Annotated in this window: 11 protein-coding genes; 3 read left to right on the top strand and 8 right to left on the bottom strand. The window is 48.6% G+C overall.

The genetic code is table 11. The features are described 5' to 3' along the window. Positions 1-369 precede the first annotated feature (369 nt). Both RN22_RS18570 and RN22_RS18565 read right to left on the bottom strand, forming a co-directional pair. On the bottom strand, positions 370-2,169 hold the full coding sequence (locus RN22_RS18570; RefSeq protein WP_231590927.1) for a calcium-binding protein: 1,800 nt from the start codon (positions 2,167-2,169) through the stop codon (positions 370-372). 601 nt (positions 2,170-2,770) lie between these two features. Next, positions 2,771-4,132 carry an MATE family efflux transporter gene (locus RN22_RS18565; protein ID WP_046306562.1) on the bottom strand — a complete coding sequence of 454 codons (1,362 nt, stop codon included), beginning with the start codon at positions 4,130-4,132 and terminating at the stop codon, positions 2,771-2,773. Positions 4,133-4,636: 504 nt separating this feature from the next. On the opposite strand from RN22_RS18565, the gene RN22_RS18560 reads away from it, so the two are divergent. After that, positions 4,637-6,592, top strand: coding sequence for a methyl-accepting chemotaxis protein (locus RN22_RS18560; protein WP_046306560.1), 1,956 nt, complete (start codon positions 4,637-4,639; stop codon positions 6,590-6,592). A 344-nt stretch (positions 6,593-6,936) separates the two neighbouring features. After that, positions 6,937-8,889 (top strand): methyl-accepting chemotaxis protein, encoded by a 1,953-nt coding sequence (locus RN22_RS18555; RefSeq protein WP_046306557.1) that lies wholly within the window; start codon positions 6,937-6,939, stop codon positions 8,887-8,889. Positions 8,890-8,911: 22 nt separating this feature from the next. Here RN22_RS18555 and RN22_RS18550 read toward each other — a convergent pair whose 3' ends face one another. The 6 genes from RN22_RS18550 to RN22_RS18525 all read right to left on the bottom strand — a co-directional run bounded on the left by RN22_RS18550 (position 8,912) and on the right by RN22_RS18525 (position 14,790). After that, complete coding sequence (locus RN22_RS18550) at positions 8,912-9,421, bottom strand: M48 family metallopeptidase (RefSeq protein WP_046306555.1); 510 nt, start codon at positions 9,419-9,421, stop codon at positions 8,912-8,914. A gap of 50 nt (positions 9,422-9,471) precedes the next feature. Further along, positions 9,472-10,524, bottom strand: coding sequence for a LacI family DNA-binding transcriptional regulator (locus RN22_RS18545; RefSeq protein ID WP_002540165.1), 1,053 nt, complete (start codon positions 10,522-10,524; stop codon positions 9,472-9,474). 212 nt (positions 10,525-10,736) lie between these two features. Beyond that, entirely contained in the window at positions 10,737-11,705 is a 969-nt protein-coding gene (locus RN22_RS18540; protein ID WP_002540166.1) for a sugar ABC transporter substrate-binding protein, read from the bottom strand. A gap of 123 nt (positions 11,706-11,828) precedes the next feature. Further along, positions 11,829-12,641: an ATP-binding cassette domain-containing protein gene (locus tag RN22_RS18535; RefSeq protein ID WP_046306553.1), complete on the bottom strand. Its 813-nt coding sequence runs from the start codon at positions 12,639-12,641 to the stop codon at positions 11,829-11,831. Between the two features lie 35 nt (positions 12,642-12,676). After that, on the bottom strand, positions 12,677-13,810 hold the full coding sequence (locus tag RN22_RS18530; protein ID WP_002540168.1) for an ABC transporter permease: 1,134 nt from the start codon (positions 13,808-13,810) through the stop codon (positions 12,677-12,679). An 80-nt stretch (positions 13,811-13,890) separates the two neighbouring features. Beyond that, positions 13,891-14,790 (bottom strand): TIM barrel protein, encoded by a 900-nt coding sequence (locus tag RN22_RS18525; protein WP_046306551.1) that lies wholly within the window; start codon positions 14,788-14,790, stop codon positions 13,891-13,893. A gap of 306 nt (positions 14,791-15,096) precedes the next feature. Here RN22_RS18525 and iolD point away from each other — a divergent pair, with 306 nt between their 5' ends. Then, a complete protein-coding gene (gene iolD / locus RN22_RS18520; RefSeq protein WP_046306549.1) occupies positions 15,097-16,950 on the top strand; it encodes a 3D-(3,5/4)-trihydroxycyclohexane-1,2-dione acylhydrolase (decyclizing) in 1,854 nt (617 codons plus the stop codon). Positions 16,951-16,954 lie beyond the last annotated feature (4 nt).

Genomic DNA, 16,954 nt, shown 5'->3' with positions numbered 1-16,954 from the left:
ACAAGTGCTTGCTTATATATGAGATTACTAACATTCATTCCGCGCTTGATGTGACAAGAGTTTTAATGACAAGACACTCAAGAACAATAGAGTTGAAGCAAGATCACGCTAATCTCAGTAGCACTTTCTAGCCCTTATTTAAATAGTAATGAGTTAAGTATGAGTTTTAACCTAATAGAGGAACTAGAGCGGGGTTCAGCAGCAGCATCATTGGAACTTTTCTGACGCGTTTTAAACAAAAAGAGAGCAATTGACTCAGGAATTATTCACTCTCCCAGCCAATCACATACGCGACGATGGAAATGGCCGTCAAAAATTGAAAAAGCCCGGCACAACCAAGTACCGGGCTCACATTACTAGGGCTCTGAATTAGATGTTACTACCGTTAGATTTAACGATCTCAGCATCCGTCCAGATAGTGATTTTTTCGTCCGCATAGGTGAAAACGTAAGCGCGGAGCTCTGTCACCTGCGCGAAGCTCAAACCCATGAACTCAATCATCTCATTGGAAATGGCAACAGACGCAGATGCATTTGCATCGTAACTCCAGATACCGGCATCGACATTCAGTGTGTCGTTACCAGCGCCAAGATGGGCAACAAAGCCGTCCCAATCACCTGGATCAACCAGAGAAGCGGACTGGAAACCATCAGACTGAGCATGAATCGCAAAAGCGTTCACTGTCACCGCTTGGTTTCCTTCAGCGCCAATCACCGCTTCAACCTGAGCAATAGGTTTAGGACCAGAAGTGACACCATATGAAACACCAGTAAGGTCGACGTTAGCATCACCAGTAACAATCAGTTGGTCAAAGCCACGATCACCGTTGTAGATGTTTCCGTTCTCAGTAAGGAAGTTCACATCAGAAAAATCTTCCTGATCAAAGAACATGGTGTCGTTACCTTCACTACCGATGTAGATATCAAGGCCCGTTCCGCCATTCATGACGATGTCATCGTCATAGCCCGCGTGCAGGACGTCGTTTCCTTCGTCGCCAAACAATGAATCATTGCCACCCGCACCGTAAAGGGTGTCATTACCCGAGCCGCCGTAAAGTACATCATCGCCAGCACTGCCATTGATAGTGTCGTTACCTGCACCACCGTAAATGGTGTCGTTGCCTTTGAAGCCAGTAATGGTGTCATTGCCTGAACAGCCATGAAGAACATCGTCACCCGACGTACCATTAATTATTTGGTCAGACGCTGTGGTACCTTCCAAAACACGCATTGAACGTGGTGCTGAGAAATCCAGGTTCTGACCGTTTCGCGCACGCACATTTTCCAGTTGGCTGTTCGGCGTCACACAGTTAAAAACGCCTAAACGGTTGTAAGAAAGGTTGTCCCAATCTGACAGCATGACTGCTGTACCTTCTGATGGCTCAACACGCACTTCATGCGCGCGAATCCAGTTTGGCAGTGAGTAGCCTGAACGCTGCCCTACTGGCAGACAGTACCTCTCACCGGTTTCTAGGCTCACGATACAGCCCAGTTTCTCGTTGCTAGCCACAACACGCATCGAGCGTGGTGCTGAGAAATCTAAGTTCTGGCCGTTGTAAGCACGGACATTGGTCAGTTTCTGGTTTTCAACGGTACCTGGGAATACCGCTAAACGGTTATAGGAAAGGTTATCCCAGTCTGACAACATGACAGCCGCCCCTTCAGACGCCTGAACATAAACCTCGTGAGATTTGATCCAGCTCGGGAGTGAGTAGCCAGACCGTTTACCCACAGGCAGACAGTAACGCTCGCCAGTTTGGAGGCTAACAATACAACCCAGTTTGTCATTGCTGGCCACAACGCGCATAGAACGTGGTGCTGAGAAGTCTAGATTCTGGCCATTGTACGCACGAACATTAGTCAGTTCGCTGTTGGTGACAGTACCCGAAAATACCGCCAGACGGTTGTACGAAAGATTATCCCAATCAGACAGCATCACTGCTGCACCTTCTTCCGCCTGAACACGAACCTCATGGGACTTGATCCAGCTTGGCAGGGAGTAGCCTGAACGCTGTCCCACCGGGAGACAATATTCAGCACCTGTTTCCAAGCTGACAATACAACCTTTTGGCGTGTCATCCGAAGACTCGTTTGCGTTTACTGCACTGCTAATAGATACCGCAATAGATAGTCCTACTACCCACGTCAGCATGCTAAATAACTTATTCATAACCTATTGCCTTAATTTGAAAGATGTTATTTGTTTTTCTTTGTGGGGCATGGTTGCTGCTATTTGGCATAAGAACATGGTCAGGAAAGGCCTTTCTCCAACCGAAAAGATGTGCCTCTCAACAATACAAATTTGAGGGAAACATCCTTGTGCGTTGCAAATACAAAATGCAGTTGTTCCAGTCACACACCGTGGGAAGCAATCATCGTTGCCGCTATCAACATCGCCATGCTGCTCTATCAAACAGCCAAGTGTTTCAACTCACTTTAGAGACATCTAAATTACAAGTTAGCCACGGTGTAAATGTTTTATACGCATTCAAATAAGTGAGCAAACAAGGGCTTAAAGGTTAATAAAAATATCAAACCTAAGCATGAGAAATAAATTAGAACAGAATGATTTAAGAAGGATAGTTTGGAGTGAAAAAATACCAAATATTAGTGAATTAGAATAAATCTCGGTAAGGATTTATTTAAAATTCATTATTCATGACATAAATATAAAACACATTATCAATACTTAGAATTATAGAATTCATATTTAAACAATTAAAAAGTACGATCATTTAGATCGTACTTTATTAATAGATATGCCGCTGTTTTTATACGGTTTTTTCAATTGTCAGGTTGTTTACCCATTTGTTTCCAAACACACGCCTGATGGTGGGATACAACTTCACGATTTCTTCAGATGTCATCATCAAAAATACATAAGGTAGCGGTAGTTCCAGCCACATCGCTGCGATGGCGGTCATTGGTACTGCCCACACCCACTGGCAAACCGCATCCATGTTCATGCAGAATTTGGCATCACCACCTGCCCTGAGTACGCCCACAATCAAAGTAATATTGATGTTTCTGACTAAGGCACTGATGGCGAGAACAGGGAAGCAAAGTGACACCAATGCCAGAACATCGTCATTCACCTGGGTATATAGAGACAAAATATAACTTTGCGCCATCAGGATAAGAGCCGATGCTGTCAGCCCAGTTAACACAGCCGTTTTGAGTGCATACCTTGCGTATTTCTCGCTGGTTTCAAGCTTATTTGCACCAAGCGCATTACCCACAATAATCGCCGTTGCGCCCGACAAACCCGAAGCAACACATAAAGTAATGGCTTCAAGGGGAGAAATGATTGCCATTGCTGCCAGTTCATTTTCACCGATACGACCCATGATCAATTGATACGTAAAGATGCCACCACTCCAGATAAGGCTGCCAACAATCACAGGTGCAGTCACATTCACATATTTCTGGAAAGTGGATTTTCTGAATCTGAAATCAGCGGGGCCGAGAATCAACACCTTGTTGTAGAGAATAATGACCAGGAGAGACATGACAACACGGAACAAACGGGCGATCACGGTTCCCCATCCCGCTCCTGCTAACCCCATCGCGGGTAAACCAAAGTAACCGAAGATTAAGATGAAACTCAATACAATGTTGAGCGCGATTTCAATGAAGGACATGTAGAAGGTAGTTTGAGTTTTCCCCAGAGCGCGCAACGCGGCATCCATCGCAATGGAAGGACCTGCGACCAGAAGTGCAATACTGATGATTTGAAGGTATTCGGTTGCGAGCGCGGCTGTTTCACCTTCTACCTTGAACATAGCTGGTACCACTTCCGGTGATGTCCAACAGAACAGGAAAATCAAAAACGAAGCCAAAGACGCCACTAATGCGCCTAGTGCAAAGTTGCGTCTCAATCCTTCTGCATCATTGGCCCCCCAGTATTGGGCAAGTAGCACTCCCATGCCGGTGCCTGTTCCCCAAATAAAGATACCGGTAAACCAAAATACACGAGCGCCAATACCTGACGCTGCAACTTCTTCGGTACCCAACTGGCTGACCATTAGGTTGTCGATGAAACCGCCACTGCTGAATAACAAACTTTGTAGAGCAAGTGGCAACCCCAGAACCAAAGCCCGTTTTAAGAAATAGGTGAAATTATCTTCTGACATCGCATCTCCTTTTGCCGACTGACATGGCCGGAACTTCCCCGGCTTTTTTGCTTCATTTTTTAATAAAGTTTTTTCTTTACTGTACAGAAGTTCGACAGTGGAAGGCGATGTAATCATCATGTAATTTGTGCTGATTAGTTTCGACGAATATCATCAATATCGCGCGCATTAAGCATCAATCAACGCCGAAATTCCGGGATACTCACGATTTCTTCGATTGACGCCCTCTCATTCATCTCCACTCATCAGCGCACCAAAAGTGTCAGACACTATGGAAGGCAGCTCACTATTGAACTATCTGTTTAATAACTGACAAATAACTCAATGCCTTTCATTGACTAGCAAAAAAAGCAGTTTGTCAGTACGTGCCTTTCAAGGAGAGAAAACCGTATCTGTGCGCTTGAGGTTTGTTAGCCTTAGTCGGTAGCGACTGGAGTGATACGCACGTTCAAGCATGCGTCGCTTTGTGCGACTTGTATTAATGCCATTTAGCGGGAGGCTAAGATGTTAGGCAAACTTAAGCTTGCACAGCAACTTACCGTATCTTTTGCAGCTGTCATCGCACTGCTGCTTGTTGTATCTGTCGTGGGTTATGGTGGTCTGTCTGAAGGCTTCAAGAATTTCACCGATTACCGCGGCTTAGCGAGAAGTTCCAATGAAGCAAGCGAGGCACAGTCGGCACTACTCAGCGCCCGACTTGCAGCGTTAAAGTTCCTGAAGACCCAAGACCCAGCCCAAATTGACAAGGTCGAGAATGAGCTTACTCGCATTGACGAAGTCATCGAAAAGATCCTTGTTAATGAAACTGACCAGAACCGCATCAATGAGCTCAGCGAGTCCAAAAAACTGATGGCCACATACGGTGAAACTTTTGCTTTGGTGGTTAAAGACTTTGCAGACCGAAACGCGGTAGTCAGCCAGGAGTTAGATCCTAACGGCCTTAAGATGCGCCAGACGATGACAAAAATCATTGAGGACTCATCATCGGACGGTGAAGTTGATTCACTGTTCTATGCAGCCCAAGCTCAAGAGAAGCTCCTACTGGGAAGACTTTTTGCCGCCAAGTTCCTGATCAGTAACTCTGATGACGATTTGAACCGTTCATTGACTGAACTTAACAATGTCGTCGCTCCCCTCAACAACCTCAAACGCCTGTTGGTTTCTTCCGCAGAGCGGCAAATGGTGAACGAATTTTCTGATGCGCATCTTGGATACATTTCAGCACTTCAGAAAACCGCAGAAATTATCAATGCGAGAAACGAGCGTATCTCGAATACTCTTGATGTGATTGGTCCGCAGGTGACGACCAACTTTAACGACTTTAAATCATCCATTCGCGCCGCTCAGGATACCCTGGGGCCGGAGGCTCAGTCTGACAGCCAGTCTTCAGTTCAAACGGTGATTATCGTTTCTGCCGTTGCCGTCTTGGTGGGGGTTTTCCTGAGCATTATGGTCACGCGTGCAATCCGGAGACCTATTGGCGGTGAGCCAAGACAGATTGAACAGCTTGCCCGTAACATTGCAACCGGCGATCTGACCCAGTCTTTCGATAGCAAAGGTCAGCCGACAGGCATCTTTGCCGCCATGGGCGATATGAACAGCAACCTCAAAGAGATTGTCGGCCAGTTGTCCAGCTCAGTGAATACTCTGAACAATGCCTCCGGCACCTTGGTCAACGTCACTGAGGAAACAGCCAGAAATTCTGAGCTTCAGGCAGACCAACTCGGTCAAACCGCAACCGCGATGCATCAGTTAACCTCTACGGTGGATGACATCGCCCAAAATGCGCAGCGTGCGTCTGATGTGGCCAATGAAGCTGATCGTTACTCACAGGAAGGCCAGAGTGTGTTGGATGATACCCGCCAGAGTATCGAAAACCTTGTGGGTAACATTGGTGAAGTTAGTCAGATTATTGAGAACCTGGAAAACGAAACCAAAAACGTTGGCAGTATTCTGGATACTATCCGTGACATTGCAGAGCAGACTAACCTGCTGGCACTGAATGCCGCGATTGAGGCTGCCCGAGCCGGTGAACAAGGACGGGGCTTTGCGGTGGTTGCTGATGAGGTAAGAAGCCTCGCCAGCCGTACCCAACAGAGCACAGAAGAGATCCAGACGCTGATCACCCGTTTGCAGAGCGAATCCAAACGTTCGGTAGAATCCATGCGTAAAAGCGCATCTGAAGCGGAAGAGACATCGACAAAAGCAAACAAAACCCGCGATGCACTGGTTTCTATCACAGAGTCGGTATCGAACATCCGTGACATGAACCATCAAATCGCGGTCGCAGCAGAAGAGCAGAACACTGTGGTGACCAGCATTAACCAAGCGGTCGAACAGTTGAATGAGCTGGGTAAGAGCACGGCGTCCGGTGCAGACAAACTCTCGAAAGAAGCCCACGGACTTACTTCGATTACCAGCGGCGTAAACCAGATCGTGGGTAAATTCTCGATTGGTTAACCCATCGCACTTCTTCTCCATGTAATGAATTAGCCCCCTCCTCCGGGGGCTAATTCGTTGAGCAATGCAAGCCTCTTCCGGTTATAAACTTCGGAATGTACTCCTCCACATCTCACCGTGACTCCCATAACTGTAAAAAAACCATAACCACGCGACTCGCATGTGAATCACTTATTGATTGATTGTTTCACTTTTGTTGGATTGAAGATTCGCTGCGCGTTATTGGTATTACGACCGAGTGTTAAGTCAGTAAGCCTTTTTTGCATAACCCGGAATCAAGACCTTCTCACAAAAGCGGAAGCTCGCAATTCTTGCAGAGGTGCCAGCCAATTTAGGAGAGACCCATGCTAGGCAAAATTACACTTGCGAAGCAATTGACCCTGTCTTTCTCAGCCGTCCTTGCTTTGCTACTCGTAGTATCAGTCGTTGGCTACAATGGCTTGTCAAATAGTTACACGAATACCCGCCAGTATCATGCATTAGCGATAAACTCTAACCATGCAGCGGAAGCTCAGTCTGCCCTACTCTATGCCCGTGTTGTCGCTCAAAGATTTTTTAAAACGCAAAACCCGGAAGATGCTACCTTGGTCGGGGAAAAGCTGACTAAGGTGGAAAAAAAGATAGCCTTCATCCTAGCAAATGAGACCGATTCAGAGCGCAAGGCTTGGCTAGAAGAGTCACAGACCTTGCTGGAAGAATACGCACAAACTTTTGCGTTAGTGGTACAAGATTTTCAGGACATGAATAATGTCGTCAAGCAACGCCTAGACCCCAATGGCCTGAGTATGTATCAGACCACCAAACAGATCATGACAAATGCCAAAGCCATCGGCGATGTAGAGGTCATTTTCTTCGCTTCTGAAGTTCAGGAAAAACTGCTCTTGGGACGACTTTTCACCGCAAAATACCTCATTAGCTACTCCCCTCAAGACTTGAATACTGCACTGCTCGAGCTCAATGCGGCGCTCCAACCTTTTATTTCGCTAGAAGGCATTTTGGCGGGTCAGGAGGACGAACTTTTAAACGCTTTTGCTGATGCCCATATGGACTATATTGTTGCACTACAAGACATCGCAAAAATCGTAAAAGAAGGCACGAACCGCGTCTTTAAAGTCATCGATGTTGTAGGGCCACAAGTCACAGGAAATCTGACTAACTACAAAATGTCGTCGCTCGAGTCTCAGAATGTTTTAGGCGAACAAACAATAGAAAAAAGTGGTAATGCTTTAACAGCAGTGCTTGTTGTTTCTGGTATCGCCATCTTTGTTGGCATATTACTCAGCGTTTTTGTGACTAAAACCATCCGTAGACCTATTGGTGGCGAGCCCAGAAAAATAGAGGCCATGGCACGGGAAATTGCTGAGGGTATACTCAAGAAAGAGCTCTCACCAGAGAAAAAGGTGACGGGTATTTACGCAGCAATGCGGGAAATGACAGTAAACCTCAGGGATATCATTAAGCAACTCTCTCAATCAATGAAATCCCTGAATGTCGCGTCAACCACACTGGTAGAGGTAACCGATGAAACGGCTCGAAACTCAGAGTCACAGGCTGAACAACTCAATCAGACCGCAACTGCGATAAATGAACTTTCCAGTACGGTGAAGGATATCGCGCAGAATGCGCAGTATGCTTCTGATCTTTCCAATCAAGCTGACAATGCTGCCCATGAAGGCCAATCCACGTTGGAGGCAACGCAAAACAGCATTGAAAATCTCGTGGGTAACATTGGCGAAGTGAGCCAGGTGATCGCCAACCTTGAAGTTGAAACGAATAATGTGGGCTGCATTTTAGATACCATCCGGGGAATCGCAGAGCAAACCAACCTACTCGCTCTTAATGCTGCTATTGAGGCAGCCCGGGCTGGTGAGCAAGGTCGTGGTTTTGCCGTCGTTGCTGACGAAGTGCGAAGCCTTGCCAGTCGCACTCAGCAAAGCACAGAAGAAATTCAGGAGCTGATTTCACGACTACAAAGCGAGTCGAAGCGTTCTGTTGAATCTATGCAAGTGAGTGCTAATGAAGCTAACGCGACGTATGAAAAAGCGAATAAGGCCCGTGACGCCCTCACTACCATCTCCAGCACCGTTACCAGTATCAGAGACATGAACCACCAGATTGCGGTCGCTGCCGAAGAGCAAAATACTGTCGTAACAAACATTAATCTGTCCGTAGAACATTTAAATAACTTGGGTAAGAGCACGGCTTCCGGCGCTGAGAAACTATCAAAAGAAGCGCATGGCCTCACCGCAATCACCGATAACGTCAATCAAATCGTTGGGCGGTTTTCTATCCAATAATTCCATAGATGGCAAAAACGCGCTATTTCAGCGCGTTTTTCTGGCTTTCCATGTGAATCAGATACAAGCGCGCATCAAATTCCAACTGGTGATAATCCGGCTCCATATGGCAACAAAGCTGATAGAAGGCTTTATTGTGGTCTTTCTCTTTCAAGTGAGCCAGTTCGTGAACCACCAGCATTCGAAGGAAAGGCTCTGGCGCGTCCTTGAACATCGACGCTATGCGGATTTCATTCTTGGCTTTTAGCTTTCCGCCATGAGCGCGTGACACAAAGCTGTGAAGCCCAAGCACATTGTTCACCACATGGATTTTGCCATCATAGGCCACTTTACTGATCGGCGAAGACTTCTTCAGGTATTGGTTCTTTATCTCCTGCACGTAATCATAAAGCGCTTTTTCAGACTTGATGTCGTGCTTGTGTGGGTAGCGCTGTTCCAGCCACGCGCCGAGTTTGCCGGTTTCAATCAAACGGGAAACTTGTTCAATAAGGTTTTCAGGGTAACCACCCAAATAACGGAGTGAAGGGTTCATGCTTTTTAAGGTCTATTGACTTTAGGTACTGGGCAGAGTTTACACCGATATCAAGTGCGCGTCTTTTGCGTTGAACCACGTACCACCGCCTCACATGGCAAGGTAATAGATTGTGGCGGTAAATGTGGATCAGCAATATGTTCGAACAAGGCATCAATGGTGCTTTGAATCATCTGCTCGTTCGGTTGACGAATCGTAGAAAGGTTGTAGGAGCGGCTTTTCGCAAGACGAATATCATCGACGCCAACAACGCCAATATCTTCAGGCACACTCAGGCCAAGTTCATAACGTAATGCATCCATACCACCACAGGCCATGATGTCATCGGCATAAAACAACGCGTCTGGCTTTTCTGTGTGCTGGAAAATACGCAAGGTGGCATCGTAGCCAGCGTCGTAGCTGAACTCACCGCCTTCCACGACTTGCCATTGGTTGCAGCCACGCTCCATCAAACGGCTAATAAAACCGCGTTGGCGATCAATCGTCGCTGAAGTACCAATCGGTCCCGCTACAAAAGCCGGTTTGGTATAGCCAGCATCGAGCAGCATATCTGCCGCCATATTACCTGCCAGCACATTGTCACAACTCACTACAGTGACACTGTTTTCACTGGAGTCGCGACCAAAGATAACTGCCGGTGTATTCTGGGAGTGGCACGCATCAACAAGCTCTTGCGGTAGTGATGCCGACGTGATGATTAGGCCATCAACGTTGTATTCCATCACCAGCTCGACGGCTTCCTGAATATCCATCTCACCATCGACGTGGATAAGAAGGCTATGGCAGTTACGCTTTTGGATTTCAGTGGTAAAGCGGGAAAGAATGGGCAGATAAAACGGGTTGTTGAAGTCGGTCATCAGAATGCCGACAAGACTGGAGCGGGATTTAATCCCCCTCGCCAAACGGTTCGGTTTGTAGTTTAACGACGCTGCCGCTTTAAAGACTTTTTCGCGCAGTGGTCTGGAGATACTCGCATCAGGATTAAACGCTCGGGAGACCGCAGAGACAGAAACGCCTGCCGCTTCAGCCACTTCAACGACAGTGACTTTACGTTTTTTCTGAATCTGTGTTGCTGCAACGGCAACATTGGTTTCTTTCGTCATACGCTTTCCTGCTTACAATGTCGTTCCCTCGCCCTCAGGTATATAGCCCCAGGCGCAACACCATAATAATGAAAATGTTTTCAGCTGCACAAGCTGGGCTGACGCCTTTTCATTAGAAATGACTAAAAGTGCTGGTCAGGTTCAGACAATTTCAAGTGAAGAAAGTCTGAAAAGAGCGCGCCCGGCGGAGGGTTGCCGGGCGCTTTTCATGGTTAGCGATATTCGCCAGCCAGTTTTTCTACCAACTCAACGTTCTCTTTAGTCACGAAACCTGGACCAGAGTTGATGTTGTTAGATGGAGAAATACCGTAACGGTTGTACAGAGTCAGCACCATAACAGGCACATAACCTTGCAGGAATGGCTGCTGGTCGATACCCCACTGGATGTGACCGTCTTTGATGCCCTGAGCAATTTCGCCGCTCAAATCAAAGGTACCGAAGTAGATTTTGCCCAGCTGACGGCTTTTATCCAATGCACGGATAGTTGGGTGAGCAGATGTTGGACCCAGTGTCAGCACGGCTTCTGTATCTGGATTCGCGCGCAGGTAAGCAGACACTTTCTTCTCGATGCCTGTTGGATCCTGACCCACATCGATCATCTGGCTGCCGAGCTCCACACCCAATGCATCAGCAAAACCCTGACAACGCTCTACAGAGGCTGGGTTGGTGATGTAGTGGTTAACACAGACAAAGCTTTTCACGCCGTCTTTTTTAGCGCGTTTACCTGCGCCGTAACCCGCATCATATTCTGGTTGTCCAACGTGGAGAATTGCACCCACGTCTTCACTTTGCTGGTGAGTACCCGAGTTGATGGTGACAACAGGAATACCTTTTTTCTTCGCTTTTTCCAGTGGACCTTTCAGCACTTCATAGTCCGCGATGGTGGTGATAATACCGTCAGGATTGGACGCAACGGCCTGCTCGATGATGCGAGCCATGTCAGCCAAGTCGCCGGTAGTAGGGTTACGGTATTCCACTTCTACATTGAGCTGTTCGCCCGCTGTACCAATCGCATTCTTGATGGTGTTCCACCAAGAATCTGAGTCCGGTGCGTGGCTGATCAGGACAAAGCGCTCACCGTCGGCGAGTGCAGTACCTGGCAGCATTGCGGCCAAACTGGCTGCCATTGCTAACACAAGGACGGACGCTCTCTTTGCTACAGATTTAAGTAGGGTATTCATCCGGTGTCTCCAAGTTATATTATTTATTGTATCCATGGGGCGAGCTGTACAGCTGCCCACCCGGTTACAGCTAAGGGTTGGGCAGCGAACTGCCCCGTCACGTTAACTCTTCTTACTAAAAGCCTAATCCGCAGTGGCAGCATCTGCCCGCTGGAATTCAGCCAATTCTGCTTCGAGTGATTCCAGCTCTTGTCCGCCAGCCATCATCTCGAGGATTTCTTCACGGGTAACATCTTTCTTCAACCAAGTACCCAGACTCTTACCGCGGTTAAGCAGCGTGAAACGGTCAGCGATGGGGTAAGCATGGTGAACGTTGTGCGTAATAAGGATGACGGCAAGGCCTTTGCCGCGCGCCCTTGCAACGACTTTGAGCACATTGGCAGACTGCTTTACACCCAGTGCTGCGGTTGGCTCATCGAGGATCAGCACTTTCGCACCGAAGTGAATTGCACGCGCAATCGCCAGACACTGACGCTCACCGCCCGACATTGTGCCAATCGGGTGCTCAGGGTCACGCACGTCGATCCCCATGTCCTTCATACCTGCCTTCGCAATTTCGTTGGCATTTTTGGTATCGAACACTTCAAAGGGGCCAATTTTCTTGGTGAGCTCGCGACCCATGAAGAAGTTACGCGTAACACTCATTAAAGGAACCAGCGCAAGGTCTTGATAAACGGTCGCAATACCCGCATCAAGCGCATCACGTGGCGATTCGAAGGTGGTAGGCTTACCGTTCATCAGGAACTCACCTTCTGACGGTTTATGCACCCCTGCCAAGGTTTTAATCAGGGTAGATTTACCTGCGCCGTTGTCACCCAACAGACAGTGCACCTCACCCATCTTCACCTGCATATCGATATCTTTCAGGGCAATCACCGAACCGAAGTAACGGCTTACTTTTTTCAGTTCGAGGATAAAATTGTCGTTCTCTGCCATTGTCTTTCTCCTGAATTCCGTTTCCTGATCCGCGTTTAGCGGGCGCTCGTGACTTTCTTGCGGATAAAGTTGTTAAACAGCACCGCGATAAGAAGCATCACGCCGAGGAATACGCGGAACCAGTCAGAATCCACGCCTGTAAAGAAGATACCCATCTGCACCACACCGAAAATCAATGCGCCGAAGAAAGCCCCAATGACTGAGCCATAACCGCCAGTCAGCAGTGCACCACCGATAACCGCCGCGATAATGGCTTCGAATTCTTTCAAGAGACCACGGTCAGCCGCTGCGGAGCCAAACTCCAATACCTGACAAGCGGCGAACACCGTTGCGCAGAATGCGGTGAACATGAACAGCAGGATTTTCACGCGGTCAGTCGGTACACCCACATTTTTCGCCGCGTTGGCATCACCACCAGAAGCGAAAATCCAGTTACCGAAACGGGTGCGCAGCAGCACGAAGGAACACACAGCGGTCAGCAAGAACCACCACACCACGACCATTGGGATGCCAGTGACTACTGGCGTACCGTCAGAGTAGGTTTCAATCCACCCCGCGCTACCAAGCCAGTTAAATAGCCCTGTCCCTATCTCGCCGCCAAACATGGCAGCCAGCCAATCACCTTCTGCCAGATTACCTACGCCAGAAATGATAGTTTTATTGGTCAACGCAATAGACAGTGCGATTGTCAGACCACGCAGAATGAAGAGGAAAGCGAGGGAAACAATGAAAGACGGTAGCCCGGTACGAACCACGATGTAGCCATTGATAAAGCCCACGGCCATCGCGCCAACAAAGGCAAATAGGATTGCAGCCCAGACTGGCCAACCCCAATATACGGCAGGGATAGCAATCATCATCCCGGCAAAGCCAATCATTGAGCCGATGGAAAGGTCGAATTCGCCGGCGATCATCAGCAAACATGCACCGACCGCGATAATACCGAGCTGCGCTGACACCACCGTCCAGTTGACGACACCATCAGCGTTGAACATGCCTGAATCCCAGGCGACGAGTGCGAAGAACGCGAATACCAGAATAGCACCGGATACAGAACCCAGTTCCGGGCGGGATAACATACGATTGAGCGTTGAAACTTTACGAACCCGCTCATCTCCCGGTGCGAGCGGTTTTGAATCTGTCCCTGATTCGGCTTCTTTTACCGACATACTTGCCTCCAAATTCCTTGCTGTATTCGGGCTTTCGCCCGATTCCTTGCTGCCGGATGACAGCTTTCTCTCACTTGCGTTTAAGCAACTTTCGCGATCACCGCTTTCTCAATGAAAGCTCTGCTCTTCTCGGCATCAGTTTTCGCATCGCTTTTCGCTGCCGGGTCAGTGTCCTGCTCAACCGTGACCCAACCGTTAAAATCAATATCGATAAGTGTTTGTCTTACCTCGTCGAAATCGACACAACCCTGCCCTAACGGACAAAAAATGTTATTCCCTATTGCAGTATAGAAATCCGTGCCAGCCTTGACGGATACCGCATGCACGTCGGCGTTAATATCTTTGAAATGCAGGTACTTAACGCGATCTTTGTAGGTGCGGAGCACTTCACTCGGGTCCATGCCGGCATAGACGCAGTGACCGGTATCCACACACAACGACATCAGCTCTGCCGGCAAGTCACGCATGGCTTTATCCAGCTCGTCGCGGTATTCAATGTAAGTGCCAGCATGGGCATGAAGCGTTGGCGTGATGCCATATTCCGCGCACACAGTGCCTACACCACGCAGCGTTTCCATCATCTCCGCCCATTGCTCGTCATTCAGACGTGTTGCCGTTTCTACCTGACCCGCTTGATCGGTGCGTGGTGATGAAACGTGGTCAATCACCACCAGAAAATCCGCGCCCTGCTCTTTCAGGATTTGGCAAGTCACGTGGGTTTTCTCCAGAATCGCATCGCGTTCTTCCGGCTTGTGCAAATGCACGAACAAAGTACCCGCAATCAAACCCAATGAACGTACTGACAATGCCTCGTTGAGTGCAGCTTTATCGGTCGGCAGGTAACCTAATGGCCCCAGCTCGGTTGCCCCGTACCCAGCACCAGCAATCTCATCCAATACGGTTTGCCATGTTGGGTTTGCCGGGTTGTCAGCAAACTCAATTCCCCATGAGCATGGTGCGTTGGCTATTTTCAGTTCCAAGGCAATGTCTCCTTGATTCAATGTTCCATCCCTGTTTAACGCTTCGCGGCTAAACCCGTTTCAAACGCCAAACGATTTAATCTTTCGATAATTAAACTTTTCGTTAACACTTTTTAAACATCTATGGTAATGATTTCACTTTGTCAAACCAAACGGCGTCTCAAAAGTGGGCTTTTTGCGGGCGATTGGCGTTATAGAATGAAAAATGAGCGCTAAATCTGATTTTTTAGCTTTCACCATTTGAAAACATTTTCATTACATGACTACTATTTCATCAAACAAGGAAAATTATTGGAGATAGCAAGGATGGGAACCATAAGGCTAACTACTGCTCAGGCGTTGGTGCGCTACCTCGCCGCACAGCAAATCGAGATTGATGGGAAGGTGGAGTCTTTGTTTGGCTGCGCCTTTGCGATATTTGGCCATGGTAACGTGACCTGTCTGGGGCAACAGCTGTATGAGAACCAGTCTGTCTTCCCTACATGGCGGGGACAGAATGAGCAATCCATGGCGCTGGCTGCAGTAGCCTATGCCCGTGCTCACAAGCGCCAGCGCATCGGTATTGCCACCTCGTCGGTAGGTCCTGGCGCAGCAAACATGGTGACAGCGGCAGGCGTTGCACACACTAACCGCCTGCCCTTACTTTTACTTTGCGGCGATACATTCCAGTCCCGCTTACCTGACCCAGTGCTTCAGCAAACGGAACACTTTGCTAATCCTTCACTGACGGTGAATGACGCCTTCAAATCCGTTACCCGCTTCTGGGATCGAATCAATGCGCCGTCGCAACTGACTGTTGCATTGCCTCAAGCGATTGCGACTATGCTAGACCCTGCCGATTGTGGGCCCGCGATGATTGCCCTTCCGCAAGATGTGCAAGGTCAGGCATGGGACTTCCCTGAAAGCTTCTTCGAACCCAAAGTTCACCGTATTCGTCGTCCACAGCCAGAAGAAGTGGATTTAGACGCAGCCGTTGAAGCGCTGAAAACTGCCAAGAAGCCGCTGATCATTGCTGGCGGCGGTGTGTTCTATTCCGGCGCACGTGACGCCTTGATTACCTTTGCCGAGAAACACCAAATCCCGGTAGTGGAAACCATCGCAGGCCGCACTTTGTTGCCAGACGATCATCCACTGAATTGCGGCCCGATTGGCGCAACAGGGTCAGACAGTGCCAACCACATGTGTAACGACGCGGATTTAGTGCTCGCCATTGGCACCCGTTTGCAAGACTTCACAACGGGTTCATGGACTCTGTTCCGAGACCCAGGCATGAAACTTATCAGCATCAACGCTGGCCGTTTTGATGCCAACAAGCACATGGCGCAGTCCATCATTGCTGACGCGAAAGACACTATTGAGCCGCTTGATGCCAAACTCGGTGATTGGATGACGGATGCTGCATGGGTTGAAAAAGGTAAGGCTGAAAAAGCGGCGTGGACAGATATCGTTAACGGCCGCACGGCATTTGCAGAGACAACCTTGCCTTCGTATGCGCAAGTCGTTGGTAAGGTGAATGGTCTTATCAACGAGGGCGACCGCGTTATTACGGCCGCCGGCGGTTTGCCAGCCGAAATCAACATGAACTGGCAGGCGACCTATCCGTATTCGCTGGATGTGGAATTCGGTTTCTCCTGCATGGGCTACGAGGTCGCCGCCGGCTGGGGCAACAAGATTGCCAGACCAGACCATGAATCTATTGTGATGGTCGGTGATGGTTCGTATCTGATGATGAATTCCGACATCTACAGCTCTGTACTGACCGGCCACAAGATGATTGTGGTGGTGTGTGATAACGGCGGTTTCGCAGTGATCCGCAAGTTACAAACCAACACAGGTAACACCGCTTTCAACAACCAGTTGGAAGACTGTACCACAGAGCGTGATTACGACCTCCCGCGCGTAGATTTTGTCAGTCATGCAAAAGGCTTGGGCGCACATGCAGAGAAAGTCTCCAGCTTGGGCGATTTTGATGCTGCTTTCGAACGTGCCAAAGCTGCAGACCGCACCTATGTATTGGTCGTCGACATCGACGATACCAAATGGTCGTCTTGTGATGCCTGGTGGGAAGTCGGTCTGTCGGAAGTCTCTGACGATCCAAATATCATCAAAGCCCGGGATAACTGGGAACAGGGACGCGTTAATCAGCGTCGTGGCGTGTAATAAA

It is taken from the genome of Grimontia sp. AD028, from assembly GCF_000973155.1.
Lineage (GTDB): Bacteria > Pseudomonadota > Gammaproteobacteria > Enterobacterales > Vibrionaceae > Enterovibrio > Enterovibrio indicus.
Note: the sequence above shows the minus strand (reverse complement) of the source record. Positions and strands in the feature narration are given on the sequence as shown.